Here is a 25,061-nt window from a genome sequence, read left to right on the forward strand (position 1 = left end):
CACGGGCTCGTGCGGGGCGAATTTCGATCTCGCTGCTTGATGCTTCGATCGCCGCAGCATAGTCTGCTCTGGCAGCGTCGGCTTTCGTGCCATTGCTGCCACTCACCCAAGGCCGATATCCCAAGACAAAAACCGTCTAGGAAGGCGCAACAGGCATCATCGATTAGGGAAGTGAGGTCATCATGCTCGAGAGCTGTCGAAACGCCCAGGAACGCTGGGGCGGTGTGCATCTGCTGATCGACCGCTGGCTGCAAGAACGCCATGCATTGATCAACGCATTCGATGGGCTGCATGTCAGCGACACTACCGAGAGTCGCTCCGCCTTGCAGAAATTTTGTGAAATCCTGCTCGACTATGTCTCGGCCGGGCATTTCGAAATCTACGAGCAACTGCTCAATGAAGCCGAGGCGTTCGGAGACGAGCGCGGTCTCGAGCTCGCCCGCCAGATCTATCCGCGCATCGAAGCAATCACCCAGGTGGCGGTGGCCTTCAATGATCGTTGCGACAAGGGCGACTGCCTGAACAGCCCCGGGCTGCCGGATGAACTCAAGCATCTGGGCCGGTTGCTGCATGAGCGTTTCGAGCTTGAGGACTGCCTCATCGAGGTCCTTCACACCGCGCACAAGCAGGCCGCTGCGACGGCCTGATTCGCGTCTTTGTCGTCGGGCTGCCATGCTGTCGGTGGCGGTCCTGTGCAAGCCGAACAGAGCTGTATCCATTCCGCCAGGGGGGCGTTTCATGCCAGCGAAGAAAAACGCGGTCACCACTCCGCTGCACCTGTTGCAGCAGCTGTCCCAGAGTCTGGTCTCGCATCTGGAAGAAGCCTGCAACGAGGCACTGAAGGACGCAGAAATGACGCTGGCCAAGCTCGAAAAGCAGCGTGGCAGGACGCAGGAGAAGATCATCAAGGCGCGCGCCAAGCTCGACGATGCAGGCAGTGCCGGAAAATCGAAAGTGCAGACCAAGGCGCGTGCCAAGTTGGCCGAGCTGGATGACATGCTTGCCGTGTTGCAGGCAAGACAGAGTGACACCCTGAGTTATCTGGCCGAATTGAAGCGTGATGCGGAGCAGAGCCTGAAGCTGGCCCAAGGCATCACGCAGGTGGAAAATGCCGCTGCCCAAGCCCTGGCTGCTCGCGGTAAGCCTGCTGCCGGTGCGGCGGATCGTCGTAAACCGGCTTCCAGCACCGCCCGTGCTCCGGCAAACAAGCCTGCCGTCAGCAAGGCGGCTCCAGGCTCCCTCCCGGCCGCCAGCCGAGCCAAGCCCGCCGCCAAGAAAGACGCCAGCGTCACGCAAGACAAGGCTGTCGAAGCGAAGACGCCGGTAGCCAAGGCACCGGGCACTGCGCGCCGCCGCCCAGCCAGAACGACTGCCAAGGCTGCAGCAGCCGCGGCGCCCGCACTGGCGGCAAAGCCCGCCGTCGCCAAGAAGCCGTCAGCAAGCAAGGGCAAAGCGGCCGATCAAGCATCACCGGTCGCCGGCTGAGCCGTAGCCGCGTGGCGGAGCGTCTGCACCGCCACGCGCGTATCGCCGCGCAGATCGGCACACAGCGGCTCCAGCCAGGCGGGTGATCCGCTTCCCGCCGACCAGTGCTGTGCGGCGGATTGCAAGCGCCGGAGTTGTACCTTCTCTGCATCCAGTTCCAGCTGTTTGACCCGCATGCGCAAATCGGCCAGCTCTTCATCGTTGGCGGCCTGCTGTCGCCAATGCTGACGCAGGGCGCGCAATGGCGCGACCACCTGAACTTGCCAATCGTTACTGATTGTTTTCAGTCGCTCGAGCCTTTGTTCGTCACAGGCCGCGTTGCGGCGCTCCAGCCAGGCGGCGGCCAATAGCAGGCAGACGTCCGCGCCTGCGGCTTGCAGCTCGAGGCAGGCGTGCTCTACGCCGGGCTGGGCGTAGCAGGCGAGGGCAAAGCGCCAGAGATCGTCAGAGGTCATGGGCATCGGTTTTTTTCGTCGGTGGCCGGATGGATTTCCGGGCGACCTGATAAACTCCGCCGCCATTATGATCCGACTTCAGAACCTCACTCTACAGCGCGGCCCCCAGCGTTTGCTGGAAGGCGCCGAGCTGACCTTGCACCCCGGCCAGAAGGTCGGGCTGGTTGGTGCCAATGGCGCCGGTAAATCCAGCCTGTTCGCATTGCTGCTCGGGGAGTTCACGCCGGACGGCGGCGACTGCCAGATACCTCCGGATTGGCGAATCGCCCACATGCGTCAGGAGGTCGATACGCTCGATCGCCTGGCCGTCGATTACGTTCTCGATGGTGACGCCGAGCTTCGTCGCGTCCAGGCGGCACTGCATGCCGCTGAGGCTGCGCACGACGGCACCGCGCTGGCGCGTTTGCATGTCGAGCTGGACAACGCTGACGGCTACACCGCCGATGCACGCGCACGCAAGCTGCTAGCCGGTCTGGGCTTCGCAAACGAGCAGATGGATCTGCCGGTGTCCAGCTTCTCCGGCGGTTGGCGGATGCGTCTGAACCTTGCGCAAGCGCTGATGTGCCCCTCGGATCTGTTGCTGCTCGACGAGCCCACCAACCACCTCGATCTGGACGCCATTCTCTGGTTGGAGGCCTGGCTCAAGGGCTATCCGGGCACCCTGATGCTGATCTCCCACGACCGCGATTTTCTCGACGAGGTGGTTGGCCACGTGGTGCATGTCGAGCAGCGCAAGCTGACGCTCTATCGCGGCGGCTATTCGGCTTTCGAACGGGCGCGTGCCGAGCGTCTGGCGCAGCAGCAACAGGCGTTCGAGAAGCAGCAGGCGCAGCGTGAGCACATGGAGGACTTTATCCGCCGCTTCAAGGCGAAAGCCTCCAAGGCACGCCAGGCGCAGAGCCGGATCAAGGCGCTGGAGCGGCTCGAAGAGTTGGCCCCGGCGCATATCGATTCGCCGTTCGACTTCGCTTTTCGCGAGGCGGACAAGGTCTCCAGCCCGTTGCTGGATCTGGCCGAGGGAAGCCTCGGTTATGCCGAAAAGCAGGTCCTGAGTCAGGTCAAGCTGCAACTGGTGCCGGGCGCCCGGATCGGTCTGCTCGGCCCCAACGGGGCGGGCAAGTCGACACTGATCAAGACGCTGGCCAACGAGCTGCAACCCCTGGGCGGGCGGCTGCAGCGCGGCGAGAACCTGGTGATCGGCTATTTCGCCCAGCATCAGCTCGATGCGCTGGACGCCAAGGCCAGCCCACTGCTGCATCTGCAGCGCATCGCGCCAGGCGAGCGCGAGCAGGTGCTGCGAGACTTTCTGGGCGGTTTCGATTTTCGCGGCAATCGCTGTGACGAGCCGGTCCTGCGCTTCTCTGGCGGCGAGAAGGCACGGCTGGCGCTGGCCTTGATCGCTTGGGGTAAGCCCAACCTGCTGCTGCTCGACGAGCCCACCAACCACCTGGATCTGGAGATGCGCCTGGCGCTGACGCTGGCGTTGCAGGATTTCGAAGGTGCGGTGATGGTGGTTTCGCACGATCGCCATCTGCTCAAAAGCACCACCGACGAGTTCCTGTTGGTGGCCGACGGGCGCGTGGTGGCCTTCGACGGCGACCTCGAGGACTATGCGCGCTGGCTGATCGATTACCGCGCCCATCAGCAGCCGGCCAGCGCAACCGAGTCCTCCGCCGACAAGACTGACAAACGCGCCATGCGGCAGGCCGCAGCCGCGTTGCGTCAGCAACTGGCGCCGCTCAAGCGGCAAGCGGACAAGCTGGAGAAGGATCTGGCGGCTGTGCAGGAGCAATTGGCAGTCCTGGAGCAACGCCTCGGCGATGCCGCGCTCTATGAGGCGGCACGCAAGGAAGAGCTGCGTGAGCTGCTGGCCCGGCAGGCCGAGCTCAAGGCCCGCGAAGGCGACCTGGAGGAGTCCTGGCTGGTGGCGCTGGAATCCCTGGAAACCTTGCAGGCTCAGCTCGAGGCAAGTGCATGAGCGAATCGATGCTGTTACTCCTCCAGCAATGGCGCGACCCCCTCCTGCTAGCGCTGCAGGTCGTGCTGATACTGCTCACTGCCTTCATACTGCAACGGCTTGTCGTGCGTGGGCTGGGTCGGCTCGGCCAGCGTTACCCGCTGCCACCCGAGCTGTTGCTGCCGCTAAGGGGCGGTTTCCGTTGGCTGATCATCGGCGGTGCGCTGATCATGGTACTCGAGCGTTTCGGCGTCTCGGCAGCGGTGCTCTGGACCGCCTTCTCCGGTTTCGTTGCGGTGGCTGCGGTCGCCTTCTTCGCCATCTGGAGCGTGCTATCGAATCTGCTGTGCGCGGTGCTCATTCTGACGGTCGGGCCTTTCCGCGTTGGCGATCTGGTGGAGCTGGTCGAAAGTTTCGACAAGCCCATCGTCAAAGGCCGGGTCATCGACATCAATCTGCTCTACACCACGCTTGAAGAAAGTAACGATGACGGCGCTACCGCAGTGGTCCAAGTGCCCAACAGCTTGTTCTTTCAGAAGGTAGTGCGCCGCTGGCGCGGAACGGACATTCGATCTCACATTCACAGCTCCCACCGCGAGTAATCCTTATGGAATGGCTTAGCAATCCGGAAATCTGGGTCGCGTTTCTGACCCTGACCGCCCTGGAAATCGTCCTCGGTATCGACAACATCATCTTCATTTCCATTCTGGTCGGCCGGCTGCCGAAGGAGCAGCAGCCCAGGGCGCGTTTCTTCGGGCTGGCGCTGGCGATGGGGACGCGGATATTGCTGCTGCTGTCCATCGCCTGGGTAATGCGCCTGACCGACAACCTGTTCACGGTGTTCGAGCACGGCGTGTCCGGTCGTGACCTGATCCTGTTCTTCGGCGGCCTGTTCCTGTTGTTCAAGAGCACCATGGAGATCTGGCATAGCGTCGAAGGCGAAGAGGCGCAGGACGGTACCGCTGGCGGAGCGGCCAAGGCCGGCTTCATCGGTATCATTCTGCAGATCGCGGTGATCGATATCGTCTTCTCGCTGGACTCGGTGATCACTGCGGTGGGGTTGGTGAGCAACGTGCCGGTGATGATCGCGGCCATCGTCATCGCCGTCGGGGTGATGATGCTGGCGGCCGGCACGATCAGCGATTTCATCGAGAGGCATCCGACGCTGAAGATCCTGGCATTGTCGTTTCTGATCGTGGTGGGAACCCTGCTGATCGCTGAAGCCTTCGGGGCGCATGTACCCAAGGGTTATGTGTATTTCGCGATGGCCTTCTCGCTGGCGGTCGAGGCGCTCAATATTCGTATGCGCAAGGCGATGAAGCGCAAGCTGAAAGAGCCGCTCAAGCTGGGCAAGGATATGCCGGACTGACATTAAGGGCCGCCTCGGCGTCTACCGGGGCTCTGCGAGGATCAACCATGACGCTCGATACTTGGCTTGCCTTCTTTATCGCCTGCTGGGTCATCAGCCTGTCGCCAGGTGCCGGAGCGATCGCCTCGATGTCCTGTGGGCTTCAGTATGGATTCTGGCGCGGCTACTGGAACGCAATCGGCCTGCAGATTGCGCTGGCGCTGCAGATTGCGGTGGTGGCGGCAGGCGTCGGCGCGATACTGGCGACCTCGTCGCTGGCGTTCAGCCTGATCAAATGGTTTGGTGTCGCCTACCTGCTATGGCTCGCACTGAAACAGTGGCAAGCCGTGCCATCGATGCTCGACGACAGCGCCGGGCCGAGGCCGATCGGACGGCCGCTGGCCTTGGTGTTCCGGGGTTTCCTGGTCAACGCCAGCAATCCCAAGGCGATCGTTTTCATTCTCGCGGTGCTGCCGCAGTTCCTCGACCCGCACGGTGATCTGGTCGTCCAGTATCTTCAGATGGGCACCACCATGGTGGTCGTCGACCTGATCGTCATGGCCGGTTATACCGGGCTCGCGGCGAAGGTTCTTCGCCTGCTGCGCACGCCGCGGCAGCAGCGGCTGGTCAATCGCAGCTTCGCCACCATGTTTGCCGGTGCGGCGGCGTTGCTGGCAACGGTGCGGCGGGCCGCGGTATGACCTCGCCAGGCGCGCTGCGGGTGTGGGTAGACGCCGATGCCTGCCCCAAGGCGGCGAAGGAGCAGCTGATCAAGTTCGCTCTCAAGCGCAAGTTCGAGGTGCTGCTGGTCGCCGGGCAGAGCCAGATCAAGCCAGCATTCGCCTGCGTGCAGTTGATCGTGGTGCCGAGCGGTCCGGACGCGGCGGACGATTATCTGGTCGAGCACGCACAGCCCGGCGAGTTGGTGATCTGCAGCGATGTGCCGCTGGCCGATCGGCTGGTCAAGAAGGGCGTGGCTGCGCTCGACCCGCGCGGTCGGGAGTTCGACGAGCGCAACATGGGCGATCGCCTGGCTGTGCGCAATCTGTTCACCGACCTGCGCGAACAGGGGCAGGTGGGTGGTGGTCAGGCGGCCTACGGCGAGCGTGATCGCCAGGCCTTCGCCAATGCTCTGGACCGCCTGCTGACTCAACTGCTGCGCACCCGGGCGCGTTAGTCGGCCGTCGCGATTGGGCCGGCTAGCCGCAGAGGTAGGTTCCAGTGCCCACCGCGATCAATACGTTCTCCTCGTTATGCAGCTCGGAGCGAACCACCGCAACCTTGTTGCCGGAGCGCAGCAATGTCGCGTTGGCACTGAAACGCTTGCCGCGGCCCGGGCGTAGGTAGTCGATTCGAAGATCGATGGTGCCCAGACGCGAGAGGCGCAAGGCACGCTCCTCGGCGCTCAGATGCTGATGCTTTTCGAAAGCACCGATCATCGCCGTGGCTCCGCCGACAACATCGAGCAGCGAGGCGATCACGCCGCCGTGCAGGATGCCGTGGTAGAAGTTGCCGACCAGTTCGGGCTTCATCGGCAGATGCATCACTACCCGCTCCCGTGACACCTCGTCGAGTTCGATTCCAAGGTATTCGTTGAACGGAATGCGCTCGAAGAGCTGGCGCACGGCCTGGTGTTGCGCTGCGATGCGGTCGGTTTCGGAGAGAGGCATGGATGGGCTTCCTGGCAGATCCTCCAACGCTGCCGGAGCGCGAGCGAGTTGACCAGAGGCGCGGCGGGAGCGCCGGTACGATTGGCCATATAGCCCCAGGCTGAACGGAAAATCCCGAGCCGGGGGCTCGGGATTCTGGTCCTGGATACGCCTGGCTACGGGTGGGTGAGTTCCAATACGCGATCGACCAGCTTGTAGATGCCCGACGCCGCGTCGCTGATCGACTGCGCCAGCATGTAGGCCGGGGTGGTCACCAGTTTATGTCTGGAGTCCTCGACGATCTCGCTGACCTCGCATGCGTGGTGTTCGACGCCCATCTCTCTCGAAGCGGCGGCTGCCGGGTCATCATCGTTGCCCAGCGTGCAGACCACGCCGGGGCCGAATATCTGCGCCGCCATGGTCGGTGCGATGCACATCATGCCGACTGGCTTGCCTGCCTTGGCGAAGGCCTGCGCGACCGACAGCACATCTGGAAGCACGGTGCAGCCCGCGCCTTGCAGGGCGAAGTCGGAAAGGTTCTTCGCGGCGCCAAAGCCGCCAGGCATGATCAGGGCGTCGAACGCTTCGACGTCGGCTTCGCGCAAGTCCTTGATCTCACCACGGGCCAGGCGGGCGGACTCGATGAGCACATTGCGACTTTCCTGCATCTGCTCGCCGTTCAGATGATTAATCACATGTCGTTGCTCGATGTCCGGCGCGAAGCATTGGACCTTGGCGCCACGCTGGTCCAGCCGCAGCAGCGTGATCACTGTCTCGTAGATTTCCGAGCCGTCATAGACGCCACAGCCGGAAAGAATCACGGCGACCTTCTTGTTCATAGGGGTACTCCTGGTCAGATTTCAGCGGCTCGGCAAACGCACCGGGCGAAGGCCTCCGATGCTAATGCCTGGCGCGGTGCAAGGTAAGCCTGCGCCTGTAGGTTGGATACGTCAGCGCGCCAGGTGTTCAGGCGTCGCGACGTAGGGCGGGCCGCTTGGGTTCGGGGTTTTGCCGATCAAAGCACTGGCCGTACCCGCTCCGGGTGGCGACAATGACCATCATCAGTGGCCAATGCGACCGAGGCTGTCATCATTCGGTCACGAAGTCGGCTTATAAACGTCATATTCGCCCGTGCTGCGGGCCAGGAGTTCACTGTGAGTTTCGTTCCAGCCAATCGGTTGTTTCCCGCCACCCGTCTGCGTCGTAATCGCCGCGATGAGTTTTCGCGCCGCCTGGTGCGTGAATGCCGGCTGACCGTCGATGATCTGATCCTGCCGGTGTTCGTCCTCGACGGCGAGAATCGCCGCGAACAGGTGCCTTCGATGCCCGGTGTGGAACGGCTGTCGATCGATCTGCTGCTGCAAGAGGCCGAGGAGTGGGTGGCGCTGGGTATTCCCGCGCTGGCGCTGTTTCCCGTCACGCCGCTGGAGAAGAAGTCGCTGGATGCGGCGGAAGCCTGGAATCCGGACGGCATCGCTCAGCGTGCCACGCGAGCTCTGCGCGAACGCTTTCCCGAGCTTGGCGTCATCACCGATGTCGCGCTCGACCCGTTCACTACCCATGGCCAGGACGGCATCCTCGACGAACAGGGCTACGTGCAGAACGATGTGACCGTCGATGCGCTGGTGCGCCAGGCCCTGTCTCATGCCGAGGCCGGGGCGCAGGTCGTTGCGCCTTCGGACATGATGGACGGGCGCATCCAGGCGATTCGCGAGGCGCTCGAGGTGGCCGATCACCATAACGTACGGATCATGGCCTACTCGGCCAAATACGCCAGTGCGTACTATGGCCCGTTTCGCGATGCCGTTGGGTCGGCGGCGAACCTGGGCAAGGGCAGCAAGAACACCTATCAGATGGACCCGGCCAACGGTGACGAGGCGTTGCATGAAGTCGGCGCGGACCTGTCCGAAGGCGCCGATATGGTCATGGTCAAACCGGGGATGCCGTACCTGGATATCCTCTGGCGCGTCAAAGATGCCTTTCGCGTGCCGACGTTCGTCTATCAGGTCAGCGGTGAATACGCGATGCACATGGCAGCCATCCAGAACGGCTGGCTGAGCGAGGCGGTGATACTCGAATCGCTGACCGCCTTCAAGCGCGCCGGCGCCGATGGCATCCTTACCTATTTCGCCAAACAGGCGGCACAACAATTGAAACAGGGGCAGTGAGCCCTTTCGAGGCAGATCGATGACCAATCAGGGACTCAGCGAAAGCGAATTGCAGCTGGAAACCGTCGAGGCGACCCTCGAGCAGCCGGCCCCGCCAGCGCCCGAGGTGGAGAAGGTCGAGGAGGCGCCCGCCCCGCCGGTCCCGCCGCCTAACCTGGACGACAACAGCCTCTATATCCACCGAGAGCTGTCGCAGCTGCAATTCAATATCCGCGTGCTGGAGCAGGCGCTGGACGAGTCCTACCCATTGCTGGAGCGGCTCAAGTTCCTGTTGATCTTCTCCAGCAACCTCGACGAATTCTTCGAGATCCGTGTCGCCGGCTTGAAGAAGCAGGTGACCTTCGCCCGTGAGCAAGCGGGAGCTGATGGCCTGCAACCGCACCAGGCGCTGGCGCGGATTTCCGAGCTGGTGCACGAGCAGGTCAACCGGCAGTACTCGATCCTCAACGAGGTGCTGCTGCCTGAGCTAGCCAAGCATCAGGTGCGGTTCATTCGGCGACGCTACTGGACGACCAAGCTCAAGACCTGGGTGCGGCGTTATTTCCGCGATGAAATCGCGCCGATCATCACCCCGATCGGCCTGGATCCAACCCATCCGTTTCCCTTGCTGGTCAACAAGAGCCTCAACTTCATCGTCGAGCTCGAAGGTGTCGACGCTTTCGGTCGTGACTCCGGCCTGGCCATCATCCCCGCGCCACGACTGTTGCCCCGGATCATTCGTGTCCCCGAGGAAGTGGGCGGGCCGGGGGCCAACTATGTGTTCCTGTCGTCGATGATCCACGCCCATGCCGACGACCTGTTCCACGGCATGAAGGTCAAGGGTTGCTATCAGTTCCGCCTGACACGCAACGCGGACCTCTCGGTGGATACCGAAGATGTCGAAGACCTGGCGCGGGCGCTGCGTGGCGAGCTGATTTCCCGGCGCTACGGCGATGCGGTGCGCCTGGAGGTGGTCGATACCTGCCCCAAACACCTCGCCGACTTCCTGCTCAAGCAGTTCAGCCTGAGCGAGAGCGAGCTGTATCGGGTCAACGGACCGGTCAACCTGACCCGGCTGTTCAGCGTCACCGGGCTCGACAGCCATCCCGAGCTGCAATACACGCCGTTCACGCCGGCGATTCCCAAGCTGCTGCAAAACAGCGAAAACATCTTCAGCGTGGTCGGCAAGCAGGACATCCTGCTGCTGCATCCTTACGAGTCGTTCACACCAGTGGTCGATTTGCTGCGTGAGGCGGCGAAAGACCCCTGCGTGCTGGCGGTCAAGCAGACCCTGTACCGCTCCGGCGCCAACTCGGAAATCGTCGATGCCCTGGTCGAGGCGGCGCGTAACGGCAAGGAAGTCACCGCGGTGATCGAGCTGCGTGCGCGTTTCGACGAGGAGTCGAACCTGCAGCTGGCCAGTCGCCTGCAACAGGCCGGTGCCGTGGTGATCTACGGCGTGGTCGGCTACAAGACCCACGCCAAGATGATGCTGATTCTACGCCGCGAAAATGGCGAGCTGCGTCGTTACGCGCATCTGGGCACCGGCAACTACCACGCCGGCAACGCCAGGCTGTATACCGATTACAGCCTGCTGACATCCGACGATGCCCTGTGTGAAGACGTATCCAAGCTGTTCAGCCAGCTCATCGGCATGGGTAAGACCATGCGCATGAAAAAGCTCCTGCACGCGCCCTTCACCCTGAAGAAAGCCCTGCTCGACATGATCGCCCAGGAGACGCAGCACGCCAGTGAAGGCAAGCCGGCGCACATCATTCTCAAGGTCAATTCGCTGACCGACGCGAAGATGATTCGCGCCCTGTACAAGGCCAGCCAGACCGGCGTGCGCATCGATCTGATCGTGCGTGGCATGTGCTGCTTGCGGCCGGGCATCACCGGGGTTTCGCACAACATTCAGGTGCGCTCGATCATTGGCCGCTTCCTCGAGCACAGTCGCGTGTTCTATTTCCTCAATGGCGGCGATGAGAAGCTCTATCTGTCCAGTGCCGACTGGATGGAGCGTAATCTGGATCGACGGGTCGAGACCTGCTTCCCCGTCGAGGGCAAGAAGCTGGTGACACGGGTGAAAAAGGAACTCGAAGGCTTCCTGACCGACAACACCCAGAGCTGGGTGCTGCAGCCGGATGGCAGCTACTTGCGCAACAGCCCGAGCGGCAACCAGAACCCGCGCAACGTGCAGAACGCCTTGCTGGAGCGGCTCGGTAGCCCGACTGCTCGTTGAGGTACGGTACGGCGGCTTGCCTTCAGGCCGCCGCGCCGTTTCAGCGTACGGTCAGGGTGAAGTCGATCCGCTTGAGCCAATCCGCTTCCAGCGCGAAATCGGCCTGGGTCAGCGGGTTGTTGGCCAGCCAGCCTTCGGGAAAGGCGACATCCAGGCTGTTGTCGCCGGCCTTGAGGGTGAATTCCGGCGCCTGCTGAGGCCCGCGAATGTGATGAAAGAGAATGGCGAAGCGCAGCAGCACGCACAGCTGTGTCAGCTTGACGCCGTCCTCGCTCAGCTCCTCGAATTTCTGCTTGGGTATATTGCGACGATGCCCGCGCACCAGCAGCGCCAGCATCTGCTGATCCTGACGGGAAAAACCGGGCAGGTCGGAATGCTCGATCAGGTAGGCGCCGTGCTTGTGGTAATGGTAGTGGGCGATGTCCAGACCGACCTCGTGCACCCGGGCGGCCCAGCCCAGCAGTTCACGCAGCCAGTCCTCGTCCAGCCCCCAGTCGGCTGAGACCTGGTCGAAGGCTTCCAGCGCCTTGCTTTCGACCCGTGCCGCCTGCTCGGTGTCGACGTGGTAGCGCTCCATGAGGAAGCTCAGGGTCCGGTCGCGGATGTCTTCGTGGTGATGCCGACCGATCAGGTCGTAAAGCACGCCCTCGCGCAGCGCCCCTTCCGAATGGGCCATGCGGGTGAGTTCCAGGGAGTCGAAAATCGCCTCGAGAATGGCCAGGCCCGCGGGGAATATGCCGCGGCGGTCTGGCTTGATGCCGTCCATGTCCAGCTTGTCGACGTCACCCAGTTTGAACAATTTGCGCTTGAGCCAGCCGATGCCGTCGGCGCTGACTTCGCCATTACCCATTCCGGCACCCTTGATCGCCAGCCCGACGGCGCGGATGGTGCCCGAAGCGCCTACCGCGTCCTGCCAGCCGAGCCGGCGCAAGCCGTGCTCGATGCTCATCAGCTCCAGGCGGGCCGCCGTATACGCCTGGGCATAACGCGCCGCCGTGATCTTGCCGTCGCGGAAGAAGCGCTGGGTGAAGCTGACGCAGCCCATCTGCAGGCTTTCGCGCAATAGCGAGTCGAAGCCTTCGCCGATGATGAACTCACTGCTGCCGCCGCCGATATCGACCACCAGGCGTTTGCCGGTGGATGTCGGGAAGGTATGCGAGACGCCGAGGTAGATCAGCCGCGCTTCCTCCCGACCGGAGATGACTTCCACCTGATGGTCGATGATGGTTTCCGCCTGGCGTATGAATTGCGCGCGGTTGCGCGCCTCGCGCAAGGCATTGGTACCCACCACGCGCACCGCCCCCTGCGGCAGATGATTGACCAGCTGAGCGAAGCGGCGCAGGCAGTCGAGCCCACGTTGCATCGCAGCGTCATCGAGCATCCTGTTTTCATCGATGCCGGCGGCGAGCTGGACCTTCTCGCCGAGCCGCTCGAGGATGCGCATCTCACCGTTGCTGGTGCGAGCCAGGACCATGTGAAAGCTGTTCGAGCCGAGATCGATGGCGGCGATCATCGGCATGGGTTCGGTGGCTGGTGGGCGCATGGGACAGTCTCTGTGCAAAACCCCGACATCCTGACATGATCGTCCGCATCCGCCAACGCGCAGGCGCCGGTCAGCGCCATCTTGTCGCGAGCCGCCGGGCGCTGGCTGGCTCGTTCCGGGTGAAAGCCCGAGCGACGGCCTGCGGCTTTCGGTCCGTCCCAAGCCGGGCTATGATGGCGTCACTTTCGGTTTTGACCCTGGAGAACATCCATGAGCGAATACATCAACAATGTCAGCGACAGCAGCTTCGAGCAGGACGTGCTCCAGGCAGATGGCCCCGTGCTGGTCGATTACTGGGCCGAGTGGTGTGGTCCCTGCAAGATGATCGCTCCGGTACTCGACGAAATTGCCAAGGATTACGAAGGCAAGCTGAAGGTCTGCAAGCTGAACATCGACGAGAACCAGGAAACCCCGCCGAAGTATGGCGTGCGCGGTATCCCGACGCTGATGCTGTTCAAGAACGGCAATGTCGAGGCCACCAAGGTGGGTGCGCTGTCCAAGTCCCAACTGGCCGCGTTCCTGGACAGCAATATCTGACCGGCAGGTCGTGACTCAAAGCCCTCGCAAATGCGGGGGCTTTTTTCTGAGCGCAGGCTGGACGCTTCGCCTGCGTGATGCTAAATTCGGCCTCGCGACGCTTCTCCGTCGCCCTCTGCATGCCGTCGCCGACGCACTTCCGCCTCATAAAGCACAACGAACCTGTTCGTCTCTTGCTGCGCGGCTTCTCAAGCTAATCGCTTTCTTCACCCCTTCTGACTCTCTCTATGAATCTGACCGAACTTAAGCAAAAGCCCATCACCGAACTGCTGGAAATGGCCGAACAGATGGGCATCGACAACATGGCCCGTTCGCGCAAGCAGGACGTGATTTTCTCCTTGCTGAAAAAGCACGCGAAAAGCGGTGAGGAAATCTCCGGTGATGGCGTGCTGGAGATTCTGCAAGACGGCTTCGGCTTCCTGCGCTCCGCGGATTCGTCCTATCTCGCCGGCCCTGACGACATCTATGTCTCGCCGAGCCAGATTCGCCGCTTCAACCTGCGTACCGGTGACACCATCGTCGGCAAGATCCGTCCGCCGAAGGAAGGCGAGCGCTATTTCGCGCTGCTCAAGGTCGACACGATCAACTTCGACCGTCCGGAAAACGCCAAGAGCAAGATCCTGTTCGAGAACCTGACGCCGCTGTTCCCCAACCAGCGTCTGACGATGGAAGCCGGCAACGGCTCCACCGAAGACCTGACCGGCCGGGTAATCGACCTCTGTGCCCCGATCGGCAAGGGCCAGCGCGGCCTGATCGTCGCTCCGCCAAAGGCGGGCAAGACGATCATGCTGCAGAACATCGCGAGCAACATTACCCGTAACAATCCCGAGTGCCATCTGATCGTTCTGCTGATCGACGAGCGCCCGGAAGAAGTGACCGAAATGCAGCGCACCGTGCGCGGCGAAGTGGTCGCCTCGACCTTCGACGAGCCGCCGACCCGCCATGTGCAGGTCGCCGAAATGGTGATCGAGAAGGCCAAGCGCCTGGTCGAGCACAAGAAGGATGTGGTCATCCTGCTCGACTCCATCACCCGTCTGGCGCGCGCCTACAACACAGTGATCCCGAGCTCCGGCAAGGTGCTGACCGGCGGTGTCGACGCCCATGCCCTGGAAAAGCCCAAGCGCTTCTTCGGTGCGGCGCGCAATATCGAGGAGGGTGGCAGTCTGACCATTCTCGCTACCGCGCTGGTGGAAACCGGCTCGAAGATGGACGAGGTGATCTACGAGGAATTCAAGGGTACCGGTAACCTCGAGTTGCAGCTGGACCGCCGCATCGCCGAGAAGCGTGTATTCCCCGCGATCAACATCAACCGTTCGGGTACTCGTCGCGAGGAGTTGCTGACCAGCGAGGATGAGCTGCAGCGCATCTGGATTCTGCGCAAGCTGCTGCATCCGATGGATGAGACGGCCGCCATCGAGTTCCTGCTCGACAAGCTCAAGGACACCAAGACCAACGACGAATTCTTCATGTCGATGAAGCGCAAGTAAGCGTCTGGTCGTTATCGCCAAGGCCGGGGAAACCCGGCCTTTGTCTGTCTGCAGGTTTTGGATTCAGCGGTGTCGAGGCTACACTTTGCAGCCCCAACCTGCCGGCCCCTACGAGGCTCAAGCATGCAGTATCGCGATCTGCGCGACTTTATCAGCGGCCTGGAACAACGCGGCGAGCTCAAGCGCATCTCGACAGGCGTCTCTCCCGTTCTGGAAATGACCGAAATCTGCGACCGCACCCTGCGCAAGCAAGGGCCGGCGCTGCTGTTCGAAAATCCGACCGGCTTCGATATGCCGGTACTCGGCAATCTGTTCGGCACGCCCAAGCGTGTCGCTCTGGGCATGGGCGCCGAAGATGTTTCCGAGCTGCGTGAGATCGGCAAGCTGCTGGCGTTTCTCAAGGAGCCCGAGCCTCCGAAGGGATTGAAGGATGCCTGGAGCAAGCTGCCGATCTACAAAAAAGTCATCAGCATGGCACCGAAGGTGCTCAAGGACGCCCCCTGCCAAGAGGTGCTGCAGGAAGGGGACGAGGTCGATCTGTCCAGCCTGCCGGTACAGACTTGCTGGCCGGGCGATGCCGGGCCGCTGATCACTTGGGGCCTGACGATTACCAAGGGGCCTAACAAGGAGCGCCAGAACCTCGGTATCTATCGCCAGCAGGTGATCGGCCGCAACAAGGTGATCATGCGCTGGCTCAGCCATCGCGGCGGAGCACTGGATTTCCGCGAGTGGTGCGAGAAATACCCGGATCGACCCTACCCGGTGGCGGTGGCGCTGGGCGCGGATCCGGCCACCATTCTCGGGGCGGTCACGCCGGTTCCGGATTCGCTGTCCGAGTACGCGTTCGCCGGCCTGCTGCGCGGCAGCCGCACCGAGCTGGTCAAGTGCCGCGGCAGTGATCTGCAGGTGCCAGCGGGTGCGGAGATCGTCCTCGAAGGCCATATCCAGCCTGGCGAGATGGCCGATGAGGGGCCCTATGGCGACCATACCGGCTACTACAACGAAGTCGATCGCTTCCCGGTGTTCACCGTCGAACGCATCACCAGGCGCCGCGATGCGATCTATCACAGCACCTACACCGGCCGGCCGCCGGATGAGCCGGCGATACTCGGCGTCGCGCTGAACGAAGTGTTCGTGCCGATCCTGCAGAAGCAGTTCCCGGAGATCACCGACTTCTACCTACCGCCGGAAGGTTGCTCCTACCGCATGGCGGTGGTGACCATGAAGAAACAATACCCCGGCCACGCCAAGCGGGTGATGCTGGGCGTCTGGAGCTTCCTGCGCCAGTTCATGTATACCAAGTTCGTGATCGTTACCGACGACGATATCGATGCGCGTGACTGGAACGATGTGATCTGGGCTGTCACCACGCGAATGGACCCCAAGCGCGACACGGTGATGATCGAGAACACGCCGATCGACTATCTGGATTTCGCGTCGCCGATTTCCGGTCTGGGCAGCAAGATGGGGCTCGATGCGACCCATAAGTGGCCGGGCGAGACCAGTCGCGAGTGGGGCCGTGCCATTGTGCAGGACCCGGCGGTCAAGCAGCGGGTCGACGAACTCTGGGCCGAGCTGGGTATCGACTGATGACACCAAGGCGTTTTTTCAGGTTTCCGAATAGATGAAAGTTACCCTGCAACCCTCCGGTGCGGTGCTCGATGTCGAGCGCGGCGAGCTGATTCTCGATGCGGCTCGCCGGCTGGGCTACGACTGCCCGCAGGCCTGCCGTAATGGCAATTGCCAGATATGCGCCGCGCTGCTGGTCAACGGCCGGGTGCGCCAGCGCGGCGAGAGCCACGACCACGGCGAGGTTTTCGCCTGTCTGGCCGAGCCTGAAGAGGATTGTGTTCTGCTCTGGGATGGTGTGCTCGCACCCGGTGAGCTGCCGGTGCGCGCGCTCAGTTGCCAATTGATCAGCTGTGAAGCGGTTGGCGGCGACGTGTTTCGGTTGCTGCTCCGCGCACCCGCAGGCAAGCCGCCGCGCTATCACGCCGGACAATACCTGCTGTTGCAGCGAGAGGATGGCGAATACAGCGCGTTTTCGCTGGCGTCCGCGCCTGGGCGTGGTCGAGAGCTGGAATTACACGTGCTGGCGCGCGAGCCATCGACGATCGGCTTGCTCGAATTTCTCAGGCGTCGCGGAATGGTCAACGTGCAGATGCCGTTCGGCGACACCCATCTTGCCGAGCTGCCGGATGGACCGTTGGTGCTGATCGCCGCGGGAACCGGCATGGCGCAGATGCACAGTCTGATCGAGCATTGCCGTGCCCAGGGATTCCCTCATCCGGTACACCTGTACTGGGGCGTTCGGCGCCCAGAGGATTTCTACCAGTTGCCGCATTGGGATGAATGGCAGAGCATGCCCAATCTGCAGCTACATCAGGTGGTCAGTGATGTCTGCGGCTGGCCGGGACGTTGCGGCATGCTGCACGAAGCCGTCTGTGAGGATTTCAGCGATCTGAAGCCGGTTCACGTCTACGCCAGCGGCTCCCCGGCGATGATCTACGGCACGCTGGATGCGCTGGTCGAGGCTGGGATGGACGCAACGCAGATGCGTGCGGACGTGTTCGCTTACGCGCCGCGAGCGTCATAAGGGCACCTGCGACGCTGTTCGCGCGCACGTGACGAGCGCGCAACAAACGAGCACGCAACAAAAAGGGAGGCCGCGCCTCCCTTTTTTTCATCCTGAGTCAGCGGGCTTGCCGTTGCTGTAGCAGCAGGTTGCTGTAACCGCTGGCTGCCAGGGTCTTCTGCGCCTTGCCGAGTTGGTCTCGATCGACGTAGGGGCCAACCAGTACCCGATACCAGACCTCATCGCGGACGGTCACGTTTTCCACCCGAACGTCCTGGCCGAGCAGGATGATCTGTGCGCGAACCTTTTCCGCCTCGTTCTTCTGGCGGAATGAGCCGGCCTGCAGAAAAAACTGCGTCACTGGCGCCTTGGTCACGGTAGGGGGCGGTGGTGGCGGAACCTGACCGTTCAGCGCTGCCTCGGCGCGTGCGGCGTCGATTTTCGCGGCATCCTCGGGCGTGACTGGCTCCGGTGTCGGCGTCGGCACCTCGGGCTTGGGTGGCTCAGGCGGCAAGATGACTTCGGACTCTGGCAGCAGGGTGTAGAAGTCGTACTTCGGCTTGACCGCCTGGCCGTTGCTCGGAGCCGAGCGCTTCGGTTGCTCCTTGGGCTTGGCGGTTTCCTTGTCCCGCTTGATCTCCTTGCCGCCGGGCTCCAGGTTCGTCAGGAACATGATGAAGCCGCCAATGACCAGCCCGCAGATCAGCCAGATCCAGCCGGGAACGGGCTTCTTGGCCGGGGCTTGGTAGCGGCTCGCGCCGCGCTTCGGGGCGGGTTTCTTCCTGGCAGCCACTTACATCCGCTCCAGCGTTTCCAGGCCAAGCAGCTCCAGGCCTTGCTGGAGGGTCTTGCCGGTCAGGGCGGCGAGGCGCAGGCGGCTCTGTTTCACGGCGTCATTCTCCGCGGTAAGGATCGGGCAGTGCTCGTAGAAGCTGGAGAATAATCCGGCCAGGTCATACAGATAGCTGCACAGCAGATGCGGCACGCCTTTTTCGCCAACGCTGTTAAGCACTTCACCGAACTGTGCGAGCTTGGCTCCCAGTGCCTGTTCCTGTTCGGCTTCGAGCCGGATCTCGCCAGCGAGCCCGTCCATGCCGGTGCCGAGCTTGCGGAACACGCTGGCCACCCGGGTATAGGCATAGAGCAGGTAGGGCGCGGTGTTGCCTTCGAAGCTGAGCATCTGATCGAAGTTGAAGCTGTAGTCGCTGGTGCGATGCTTGGACAGGTCGGCGTATTTCACCGCGCCGATGCCGACCGCACGCGCGATCTGCCGCAGTTCCGCTTCGTCCAGATCGGGGTTCTTGCCTTTTACCAGGCTGTAGGCGCGCTGTTCGGCCTCGTCGAGCAGGTCGACCAGTTTGACGGTGCCTCCGTCCCGCGTCTTGAACGGGCGGCCATCGGCGCCGTTCATGGTGCCGAAGCCCATGTGTTCGAGTTGCATGGCCGGGTCCACGAAACCGGCGCGGCGGGCGACTTCGAAAGCCATCTGGAAATGCAGGGCCTGACGCTGATCGACGAAGTACAGGGCGCGATCGGCCTTTAGCTGCCGGCTGCGGTAGCGCATGGAGGCCAGGTCGGTGGTCGCATACAGGTAGCCGCCGCCGGCCTTCTGGACGATCACCGGGAGCGGATTGCCCTCGGCGTTCTTGAATTCCTCGAGGAAGACACACTGGGCTCCGTTGCTTTCGCTAAGCAGTCCCTCGGCCCTGAGCGATGCGACGATGTCGCTCAGCTCGGCGTTGTAGGCGCTTTCACCCATGACATCGTCCGGCGACAGCTTGACGTTGAGGCGGTCATAGACCTTCTGGCAGTGCGAGAGGGATATTTCGTTGAAACGCGTCCAAAGCCTCAGGCAATCGGCATCGCCGGCTTGCAGCTTCACCACCAGCTCACGGGCGCGGTCGGCGAACGCTTGCGAGTCGTCAAAGCGCTTTTTCGCGGCGCGATAGAACTGTTCGAGGTCCGATAGCTCGCTTTCTGCGGCGCTGGGGTTTTCCTCGAGGTAGGCCAGCAGCATGCCGAACTGTGTGCCCCAATCGCCGACGTGGTTCTGCCGGATCACCTCGTCGCCGAGAAACTCCAGCACCCGCGCCACGGCATCGCCGATGATGGTCGAGCGTAGGTGGCCGACGTGCATTTCCTTCGCCAGGTTCGGCGACGACAGGTCGACCACGACGCGCTGTGCTGGGCCCGCCTTGCTCACGCCCAGCTGTGGATCGGCGAGTGCTGCGTCCAGGCGGTCGGCCAGCGCGGCACTGTTCTGGAAGAAGTTGAGAAAGCCGGGGCCGGCGATTTCCACTTTGCTGACGCTGGCATCGGACGGCAATGCCTCGATGAGCTTCTGTGCCAGCTCGCGTGGTTTCATCCCGGCGGGTTTGGCCAGCATCATGGCGATGTTGCTGGCGAAATCCCCGTGAGTCTTGTCGCGTGTGTTCTCCACCTGAATGGTCGGGCTCAATCCTTCGGGCAGCACGCCTTCAGCGGTAAGGCGGCTCAGGGCTTGCTGGATCAGATGGCGAATGCTGTCTTTCATCGTTTGCTCGGTCGGCCCGAAGGCTTTGGTCGAAAACTGGGCATTATCGGTGCCCGGAGGGCGAACCTTCAAGGCTTAAGGCGTTGAGTTGCAGGTTGTGCCGGGTTTCGTTGGCTCAGAACAGATCGATCGGGTCGATATCCAGCGACCACCGCACCGTACGGCTGCCAGGTAGCGCCTCCACCAGTGGCAGCCATGCGCTCATCAGTTTGTGCAGCGGGGCTCGTGCATTGGCCTGCAGCAACAGTTGTGCTCGGAAACGGCCGGCGCGTCGTTCCATTGGAGCGGGCACCGGGCCCAGCAGCTCGATGCCGTCGAGCCCGAGTTGGCCCAAAAGCTGTTCGGCCTGGCCGCAAGCCTGATCGAGGAAGTCTTCGGCCTGCCCGGGCTTCGCCGCTTCGGCGCGCAACAGGGCCAGGTGGCTGAAGGGTGGCAGCCCGGCGGCGCGACGCTCGCTCAGGGCTTGCTCGGCAAAGGCGAAATAGCCTTGCTCGGTGAGCTGCACCAGCAGCGGATGGTCGGCCAAATGGGTCTGGATGATCACCTTGCCGGGTTCGCCGGCCCGCCCCGCGCGACCGGCCACTTGCACGATCAGTTGGGCCATCCGTTCGCTGGCGCGAAAATCTGCGGAGAACAAGCCGCCGTCGGCGTCGAGGATGGCGACCAGGGTGACTCGCGGGAAATGGTGGCCTTTGGCAAGCATCTGCGTGCCGACGAGCAGGCAAGGTTCACCGCGGTTGATGGTGCCCAACAGCTGCTCCATCGAGCCCTTGCGTGACGTGCTGTCGCGATCGATGCGCAGCACCGGGTAGTCCGGAAACAGAACGCCCAGTCGTTCTTCGGCGCGCTCGGTACCGGCGCCTACCGGACGCAGGTCGAGCTTTTGACATTCCGGGCAGCTACGTGGCGGGCGCTCGGCGTGGCCGCAATGGTGGCAGCGTAGCTCGTTGTGACGCTGGTGCAGGGTCATCCGGGCGTCGCAGCGCGGGCATTGGCTGAGCCAGCCGCAATCATGGCAGAGCAGTGACGGGGCGAAGCCGCGGCGGTTCAGGAACACCAGCACCTGCTGTCCTGCGGCAAGCGTCTGCGCCATGGCCTGCTGCAGCGGGCCGGAAATCCCGGAATCCAGTGGGCGGCTTTTGACATCCAGGCGCAGAAAGCGCGGTGCTTTTGCTCCTCCGGCTCGCTGGGTCAGCTTCAATAGCGCGTAACGACCGATGTGCGCGTTGTGCAGGCTTTCCAGTGACGGCGTCGCCGACCCGAGCAGGATCGGCAGGTTCTCCTGACGCGCCCGGACCACGGCCAGGTCGCGGGCGTGGTAGCGCAGGCCCTCCTGCTGTTTATAGGACGCGTCGTGCTCCTCATCGAGAATGATCAGCCCCGGGTTTTTCATCGGGGTGAACAGCGCCGAACGGGTGCCGATGATGATGTCCGCCTCGCCGTCTCGCGCTGCCAGCCAGGCGTCCAGGCGGTCACGATCGTTGACATTGGAATGCAACAGGGCGATACGCGCATTGAAGCGCTGTTCGAAGCGCGCCAGGGTCTGTGGGCCGAGATTTATTTCCGGGATCAGCACCAGGGCCTGTTTGCCGGCTTCGAGCACCTGATGGATCAGTTGCAGATAGACCTCGGTCTTGCCGCTGCCGGTGACGCCGGCCAGGAGGTAGGTCTGGAAGCTGCCCAGGCCTGCGTGTATGGCCTCGAAGGCCGCACGCTGTTCGCCATTCAGCGGCAGCTCTGGTTGCAGCAGCCAGCTGCCTTGATGGCGTCGGGCCTGATGGCAGCGGCGGGTCTCGACGTGCAGCAGGCCCTTCTGAAGCAGAAGGTCGAGGCTGTCCTTGCTCAACTGCAGCTGTGTCAGCAGTGAGTGAGCCACTCCGTGCGGGTGTTGGGCGATCGTCTTCAACGCCTCGCGCTGGCGCGGCGCACGGCTCAGGCGCGGGTCTTCCGGGCGTGCACCGCTGGTTACATGCCAGAAGCGCTCCTGCCGCGCTTCGGCGGGTTCGCCTTGGCGCAGCAGGACCGGTAGCGCCCAGCTGAGGGTGTCGCCAAGGCTGTGCTGATAATAGTGGGCGGTCCACAGGCACAGCTTGAACAGTGCCGGCGGCAGCGGCGAGCGGGCGTCGAGCAAGGCCAGCGCTGGTTTGAGTTTCGCTTCCGGCACCTCGCTATGACTGGCGACTTCGATCAGTATGCCAACGACATCGCGACGGCCGAACGGCACCCGCAGCCGCATGCCTGGCTGCAGTGCGGCACTAGAAGCGCCGGCGGGCGGGAGGTAGTCGAAGAGCCTGCGCAAAGGCGAGGGCAGCGCAACGCGAAGTATGGGTTGGGGCACACGAAAGTCCTTGGCGAGGAGCGCCGATCTTAAACGATCCGGCGCTGCAGCAGGCTGGGTCATGTGCAGATCGGGTTCCGGAAGCAGCATCGCTAGCGGGCTGGCACACACCGCGCCGGTGATCGGCTGCCCTTGCATCGCTACCCTGCTCTGGTATCATTCGCGCCCTTCCGTGCGGTACTCGACATAGGGTCGGGTGGCGGCACACATCCTAGAGGATACTTCCATGAAAGCCGATATCCATCCTAACTACGTTGAAATCGAAGCCACTTGCAGCTGCGGCAACGTCATCCAGACTCGCTCCACGCTGGGCAAGAACCTGAGCATCGACGTTTGCTCCGAGTGCCATCCGTTCTACACCGGCAAGCAGAAAGTGCTGGATACCGGCGGCCGTATCGACCGCTTCAAGCAGCGCTTCGGTGTGTTCGGCGCCAAGTAAGCGGTTGCCGCGGCGGAAGTCCCATGAGGTTTCCGTGCAGATTGAAAAAGGCGTCCCTGGTGGGCGCCTTTTTCGTTTCTATTTTCCTCACTTTCCAGGCCCAGGCGCTTTGCCCTGCCGATGGGCCGCTCTCGAGAGAGAAAGTCGCCAAGGTCATCGATGGCGACACGCTGCGTCTGGCCGACGGGCGGAGCGTCCGGCTGATCGGCCTGAACGCGCCGGAAATGGGGCGTAAGGGTGCTGTCGCCGAGCCTTTCGCGCAAGCCGCCAGACGTCGCCTGCAAGCATTGGTGGGCGCCAGTGGTGGTTACGTAAGGCTGCAGCTCGGACGTCAAGCCAAGGATCATTACGGTCGGCTGCTGGCCCATGCGTATGATGAGCAGGGCGACAACCTCGAGGCGCGCCTGCTTACCGAAGGGTTGGGCTTCTTCGTCGCCATCGCGCCCAATACCGACCTAGCTGAATGCCAGCTTGCGGCAGAGCAGCAGGCGCGAAGGGCTAGCCGGGCGCTATGGCGCCGGTCGCCGGTAATCCAGGCCAGTGAGTTGCGCGGCGGTGGATTCGCCCTGATCAGCGCCCGTGTCGAACGTGTGCAAGCCAATCGCGGTGGGATCTGGCTGGAGCTTGCCGACTCGGTAGTCCTCCACGTTCCCTATTCGTCCGCCGAGGCATTCGCCGGAGTGTTGGAAGGCCTGCCGGGCAGGCGGATTGAGGTCAGAGGGTGGGTGATCGACCGCAAGGGGCGTGCGGTTTCGGGGCAAGCGCGCTGGATGCTGAAGCTGACTCACCCGTCGATGCTGGTTGTCCAGCCCTGACAGAGTTCGACGTGGAGGGAGGACGGCTTAGAGGTCGCCTGTACGCTGAAAGTCGTAAACGCAGCACTTGACAGTCGGCTTTTCCCGTTCGCTTGTGACGACGATCGGTCTTGGCGTATGCTCGGCCCCCTGTCTGTCCCAGTAAAAAATAAGCGGAATGCCCCATGACTGACCTGAAAACTGCCGCTCTCGACTACCATTCCCAGCCTCGCCCGGGAAAGCTGAGCGTCGAGCTGACCAAGCCCACTTCTACCGCTCGCGATCTGTCGCTGGCGTACAGCCCTGGCGTAGCGGAGCCCGTACGTGAAATCGCTCGCGACCCGGAGCTGGCTTACCGGTACACCGGTAAAGGCAATCTGGTCGCGGTGATTTCCGATGGCACGGCCATCCTTGGCCTGGGCGACCTGGGGCCGCTGGCTTCCAAGCCGGTCATGGAAGGCAAGGGTGTGCTATTCAAGCGTTTCGCCGGTGTCGACGTTTTCGATATCGAAGTCGATGCGGAAAGCCCTCAGGCCTTCATCGATACGGTGAAGCGGATCTCCATCACCTTCGGTGGCATCAATCTGGAAGACATCAAGGCGCCCGAGTGCTTCGACATCGAGCGGGCGTTGATCGAACAGTGCGATATTCCGGTTTTCCACGATGACCAGCATGGCACCGCTATCGTCACCGCCGCAGGCATGCTCAACGCGCTGGAGATTGCCGGCAAGACACTGGAACAGGCCAAGATCGTTTGCCTGGGCGCGGGTGCTGCAGCGACCTCGTGCATGAAGCTGTTGGTCAGCATGGGCGCGAAAATCGAGAACATCTTCATGATCGATCGCAAGGGCGTCATCCACGCCGGTCGTGACGATCTGAATCAATACAAGGCGGTGTTCGCGCACGAAACCGACCGTCGCACGTTGGACGATGCGCTCGAAGGCGCTGATGTCTTTGTCGGCCTGTCCGGCGCGAATCTGCTGAGTGCCGAAGGCCTCAAGCGCATGGCGCCCAACCCGGTGGTCTTCGCCTGCTCGAACCCCGATCCTGAAATCAGCCCTGAGCTGGCTCACGCGACCCGCTCCGACGTGATCATGGCGACCGGCCGTTCGGACTACCCGAATCAGGTCAACAACGTGCTGGGCTTCCCGTTCATCTTCCGCGGCGCGCTGGATGTTCGTGCCACGCGTATCAACGAGGAAATGAAGATCGCAGCCGCATTGGCCCTGCGTGATCTGGCCAAGCTGCCGGTGCCGGCTGAAGTCGCCGCGGCCTACGGCATCGATCAACTGCAGTTCGGACGTGAGTACATCATCCCGAAGCCGATGGATCCGCGCTTGATTACGCTTGTTTCCGACGCGGTCGCCAAGGCCGCCATCGAAAGCGGCGTGGCGACCTTGCCGTACCCGTCGAATTATCCGCTCAAGTCTGTAAACGACGTATTTGGCGGCTGATCGCTCGCTCGTGCCCGGCTCTGGTCGGGTTTGCGAAAACACGAAAACCCCGGCTTATGCCGGGGTTTTTGTTTGTTT

Annotated in this window: 23 protein-coding genes; 16 read left to right on the forward strand and 7 right to left on the reverse strand. The window is 62.7% G+C overall.

The window, feature by feature from the left end:
* The first annotated feature begins 182 nt into the window (after positions 1-182).
* Positions 183-647, forward strand: coding sequence for a sigma D regulator (rsd, locus tag KCX70_RS02330; protein WP_212619161.1), 465 nt, complete (start codon positions 183-185; stop codon positions 645-647).
* 91 nt (positions 648-738) lie between these two features.
* Complete coding sequence (locus tag KCX70_RS02335) at positions 739-1,485, forward strand: AlgP family protein (RefSeq protein ID WP_212619162.1); 747 nt, start codon at positions 739-741, stop codon at positions 1,483-1,485.
* On the opposite strand, the gene KCX70_RS02340 is transcribed toward KCX70_RS02335, so the two are convergent.
* Positions 1,461-1,946 (reverse strand): TIGR02444 family protein, encoded by a 486-nt coding sequence (locus tag KCX70_RS02340; RefSeq protein ID WP_243391787.1) that lies wholly within the window; start codon positions 1,944-1,946, stop codon positions 1,461-1,463. The two genes, KCX70_RS02335 and KCX70_RS02340, sit on opposite strands and share 25 nt — an antisense overlap.
* Positions 1,947-2,007: 61 nt before the next feature.
* Here KCX70_RS02340 and KCX70_RS02345 point away from each other — a divergent pair, with 61 nt between their 5' ends.
* The 5 genes from KCX70_RS02345 to KCX70_RS02365 are packed head-to-tail and all read left to right on the forward strand — an operon-like array spanning position 2,008 to position 6,422.
* The gene (locus KCX70_RS02345; protein WP_212619163.1) at positions 2,008-3,918 is read left to right on the forward strand and encodes an ATP-binding cassette domain-containing protein; all 1,911 of its coding nucleotides are present in this window, start codon (positions 2,008-2,010) and stop codon (positions 3,916-3,918) included.
* Positions 3,915-4,499: a mechanosensitive ion channel family protein gene (locus tag KCX70_RS02350; RefSeq protein ID WP_212619164.1), complete on the forward strand. Its 585-nt coding sequence runs from the start codon at positions 3,915-3,917 to the stop codon at positions 4,497-4,499. Before KCX70_RS02345 ends, KCX70_RS02350 begins: the two co-directional genes overlap by 4 nt.
* Before the next feature lie 5 nt (positions 4,500-4,504).
* On the forward strand, positions 4,505-5,266 hold the full coding sequence (locus KCX70_RS02355) for a TerC family protein (RefSeq protein WP_212619165.1): 762 nt from the start codon (positions 4,505-4,507) through the stop codon (positions 5,264-5,266).
* Positions 5,267-5,313: 47 nt separating this feature from the next.
* Positions 5,314-5,946, forward strand: coding sequence for a LysE family transporter (locus KCX70_RS02360; protein ID WP_212619166.1), 633 nt, complete (start codon positions 5,314-5,316; stop codon positions 5,944-5,946).
* Between the two features lie 14 nt (positions 5,947-5,960).
* Complete coding sequence (locus KCX70_RS02365; protein ID WP_031310815.1) at positions 5,961-6,422, forward strand: YaiI/YqxD family protein; 462 nt, start codon at positions 5,961-5,963, stop codon at positions 6,420-6,422.
* A gap of 22 nt (positions 6,423-6,444) precedes the next feature.
* On the opposite strand, the gene KCX70_RS02370 is transcribed toward KCX70_RS02365, so the two are convergent.
* Both KCX70_RS02370 and elbB read right to left on the reverse strand, forming a co-directional pair.
* Positions 6,445-6,915, reverse strand: a complete 471-nt coding sequence (locus KCX70_RS02370; protein ID WP_102851595.1) for a thioesterase family protein — start codon at positions 6,913-6,915, stop codon at positions 6,445-6,447.
* A 155-nt stretch (positions 6,916-7,070) separates the two neighbouring features.
* Positions 7,071-7,733 carry an isoprenoid biosynthesis glyoxalase ElbB gene (gene elbB / locus KCX70_RS02375; RefSeq protein ID WP_212619167.1) on the reverse strand — a complete coding sequence of 221 codons (663 nt, stop codon included), beginning with the start codon at positions 7,731-7,733 and terminating at the stop codon, positions 7,071-7,073.
* Between the two features lie 315 nt (positions 7,734-8,048).
* On the opposite strand from elbB, the gene hemB reads away from it, so the two are divergent.
* Both hemB and ppk1 read left to right on the forward strand, forming a co-directional pair.
* A complete protein-coding gene (gene hemB / locus KCX70_RS02380) occupies positions 8,049-9,062 on the forward strand; it encodes a porphobilinogen synthase (RefSeq protein ID WP_212619168.1) in 1,014 nt (337 codons plus the stop codon).
* A gap of 19 nt (positions 9,063-9,081) precedes the next feature.
* Entirely contained in the window at positions 9,082-11,283 is a 2,202-nt protein-coding gene (gene ppk1 / locus KCX70_RS02385; RefSeq protein ID WP_212619169.1) for a polyphosphate kinase 1, read from the forward strand.
* 40 nt (positions 11,284-11,323) lie between these two features.
* Here the strand turns inward: ppk1 and ppx are convergent, their stop codons facing one another.
* Positions 11,324-12,826, reverse strand: coding sequence for an exopolyphosphatase (gene ppx / locus KCX70_RS02390; RefSeq protein ID WP_212619170.1), 1,503 nt, complete (start codon positions 12,824-12,826; stop codon positions 11,324-11,326).
* A gap of 210 nt (positions 12,827-13,036) precedes the next feature.
* Between ppx and trxA the strand changes: the two genes are divergently transcribed.
* The 4 genes from trxA (at position 13,037) to KCX70_RS02410 (ending at position 17,446) form a co-directional block, all read left to right on the forward strand.
* A complete protein-coding gene (gene trxA, locus KCX70_RS02395; protein WP_021207111.1) occupies positions 13,037-13,363 on the forward strand; it encodes a thioredoxin TrxA in 327 nt (108 codons plus the stop codon).
* A gap of 227 nt (positions 13,364-13,590) precedes the next feature.
* Positions 13,591-14,850: a transcription termination factor Rho gene (gene rho / locus KCX70_RS02400; protein WP_021207110.1), complete on the forward strand. Its 1,260-nt coding sequence runs from the start codon at positions 13,591-13,593 to the stop codon at positions 14,848-14,850.
* Positions 14,851-14,973: 123 nt separating this feature from the next.
* Positions 14,974-16,440 (forward strand): 4-hydroxy-3-polyprenylbenzoate decarboxylase, encoded by a 1,467-nt coding sequence (ubiD, locus tag KCX70_RS02405; RefSeq protein WP_102851589.1) that lies wholly within the window; start codon positions 14,974-14,976, stop codon positions 16,438-16,440.
* A 34-nt stretch (positions 16,441-16,474) separates the two neighbouring features.
* Entirely contained in the window at positions 16,475-17,446 is a 972-nt protein-coding gene (locus KCX70_RS02410) for a CDP-6-deoxy-delta-3,4-glucoseen reductase (RefSeq protein ID WP_212619171.1), read from the forward strand.
* A gap of 97 nt (positions 17,447-17,543) precedes the next feature.
* On the opposite strand, the gene KCX70_RS02415 is transcribed toward KCX70_RS02410, so the two are convergent.
* The 3 genes from KCX70_RS02415 to KCX70_RS02425 all read right to left on the reverse strand — a co-directional run bounded on the left by KCX70_RS02415 (position 17,544) and on the right by KCX70_RS02425 (position 22,296).
* Positions 17,544-18,218, reverse strand: a complete 675-nt coding sequence (locus KCX70_RS02415; protein ID WP_212619172.1) for an SPOR domain-containing protein — start codon at positions 18,216-18,218, stop codon at positions 17,544-17,546.
* Positions 18,219-19,958, reverse strand: coding sequence for an arginine--tRNA ligase (gene argS, locus KCX70_RS02420; protein ID WP_212619173.1), 1,740 nt, complete (start codon positions 19,956-19,958; stop codon positions 18,219-18,221).
* 115 nt (positions 19,959-20,073) lie between these two features.
* Complete coding sequence (locus KCX70_RS02425; RefSeq protein WP_212619174.1) at positions 20,074-22,296, reverse strand: primosomal protein N'; 2,223 nt, start codon at positions 22,294-22,296, stop codon at positions 20,074-20,076.
* A 226-nt stretch (positions 22,297-22,522) separates the two neighbouring features.
* Between KCX70_RS02425 and rpmE the strand changes: the two genes are divergently transcribed.
* The 3 genes from rpmE (at position 22,523) to KCX70_RS02440 (ending at position 24,983) form a co-directional block, all read left to right on the forward strand.
* Positions 22,523-22,735 carry a 50S ribosomal protein L31 gene (gene rpmE / locus KCX70_RS02430; protein ID WP_021207104.1) on the forward strand — a complete coding sequence of 71 codons (213 nt, stop codon included), beginning with the start codon at positions 22,523-22,525 and terminating at the stop codon, positions 22,733-22,735.
* A gap of 23 nt (positions 22,736-22,758) precedes the next feature.
* Entirely contained in the window at positions 22,759-23,550 is a 792-nt protein-coding gene (locus tag KCX70_RS02435; protein WP_212619175.1) for a thermonuclease family protein, read from the forward strand.
* A gap of 164 nt (positions 23,551-23,714) precedes the next feature.
* Entirely contained in the window at positions 23,715-24,983 is a 1,269-nt protein-coding gene (locus KCX70_RS02440) for a malic enzyme-like NAD(P)-binding protein (protein ID WP_021207102.1), read from the forward strand.
* Positions 24,984-25,061 lie beyond the last annotated feature (78 nt).

This window comes from Stutzerimonas stutzeri (assembly GCF_018138085.1).
Taxonomy (GTDB): Bacteria; Pseudomonadota; Gammaproteobacteria; order Pseudomonadales; family Pseudomonadaceae; genus Stutzerimonas; species Stutzerimonas stutzeri_AI.

Bases quoted from the DNA above. Each gene is read 5' to 3' on its own strand.
- rsd (WP_212619161.1), top strand. From the start codon at position 183: ATGCTCGAGAGCTGTCGAAACGCCCAGGAACGCTGGGGCGGTGTGCAT.
- KCX70_RS02335 (WP_212619162.1), top strand. From the start codon at position 739: ATGCCAGCGAAGAAAAACGCGGTCACCACTCCGCTGCACCTGTTGCAG.
- KCX70_RS02340 (WP_243391787.1), bottom strand. From the start codon at position 1,946: ATGCCCATGACCTCTGACGATCTCTGGCGCTTTGCCCTCGCCTGCTAC.
- KCX70_RS02345 (WP_212619163.1), top strand. From the start codon at position 2,008: ATGATCCGACTTCAGAACCTCACTCTACAGCGCGGCCCCCAGCGTTTG.
- KCX70_RS02350 (WP_212619164.1), top strand. From the start codon at position 3,915: ATGAGCGAATCGATGCTGTTACTCCTCCAGCAATGGCGCGACCCCCTC.
- KCX70_RS02355 (WP_212619165.1), top strand. From the start codon at position 4,505: ATGGAATGGCTTAGCAATCCGGAAATCTGGGTCGCGTTTCTGACCCTG.
- KCX70_RS02360 (WP_212619166.1), top strand. From the start codon at position 5,314: ATGACGCTCGATACTTGGCTTGCCTTCTTTATCGCCTGCTGGGTCATC.
- KCX70_RS02370 (WP_102851595.1), bottom strand. From the start codon at position 6,915: ATGCCTCTCTCCGAAACCGACCGCATCGCAGCGCAACACCAGGCCGTG.
- elbB (WP_212619167.1), bottom strand. From the start codon at position 7,733: ATGAACAAGAAGGTCGCCGTGATTCTTTCCGGCTGTGGCGTCTATGAC.
- ppk1 (WP_212619169.1), top strand. From the start codon at position 9,082: ATGACCAATCAGGGACTCAGCGAAAGCGAATTGCAGCTGGAAACCGTC.
- ppx (WP_212619170.1), bottom strand. From the start codon at position 12,826: ATGCGCCCACCAGCCACCGAACCCATGCCGATGATCGCCGCCATCGAT.
- trxA (WP_021207111.1), top strand. From the start codon at position 13,037: ATGAGCGAATACATCAACAATGTCAGCGACAGCAGCTTCGAGCAGGAC.
- rho (WP_021207110.1), top strand. From the start codon at position 13,591: ATGAATCTGACCGAACTTAAGCAAAAGCCCATCACCGAACTGCTGGAA.
- ubiD (WP_102851589.1), top strand. From the start codon at position 14,974: ATGCAGTATCGCGATCTGCGCGACTTTATCAGCGGCCTGGAACAACGC.
- KCX70_RS02410 (WP_212619171.1), top strand. From the start codon at position 16,475: ATGAAAGTTACCCTGCAACCCTCCGGTGCGGTGCTCGATGTCGAGCGC.
- argS (WP_212619173.1), bottom strand. From the start codon at position 19,958: ATGAAAGACAGCATTCGCCATCTGATCCAGCAAGCCCTGAGCCGCCTT.
- rpmE (WP_021207104.1), top strand. From the start codon at position 22,523: ATGAAAGCCGATATCCATCCTAACTACGTTGAAATCGAAGCCACTTGC.
- KCX70_RS02435 (WP_212619175.1), top strand. From the start codon at position 22,759: ATGAGGTTTCCGTGCAGATTGAAAAAGGCGTCCCTGGTGGGCGCCTTT.
- KCX70_RS02440 (WP_021207102.1), top strand. From the start codon at position 23,715: ATGACTGACCTGAAAACTGCCGCTCTCGACTACCATTCCCAGCCTCGC.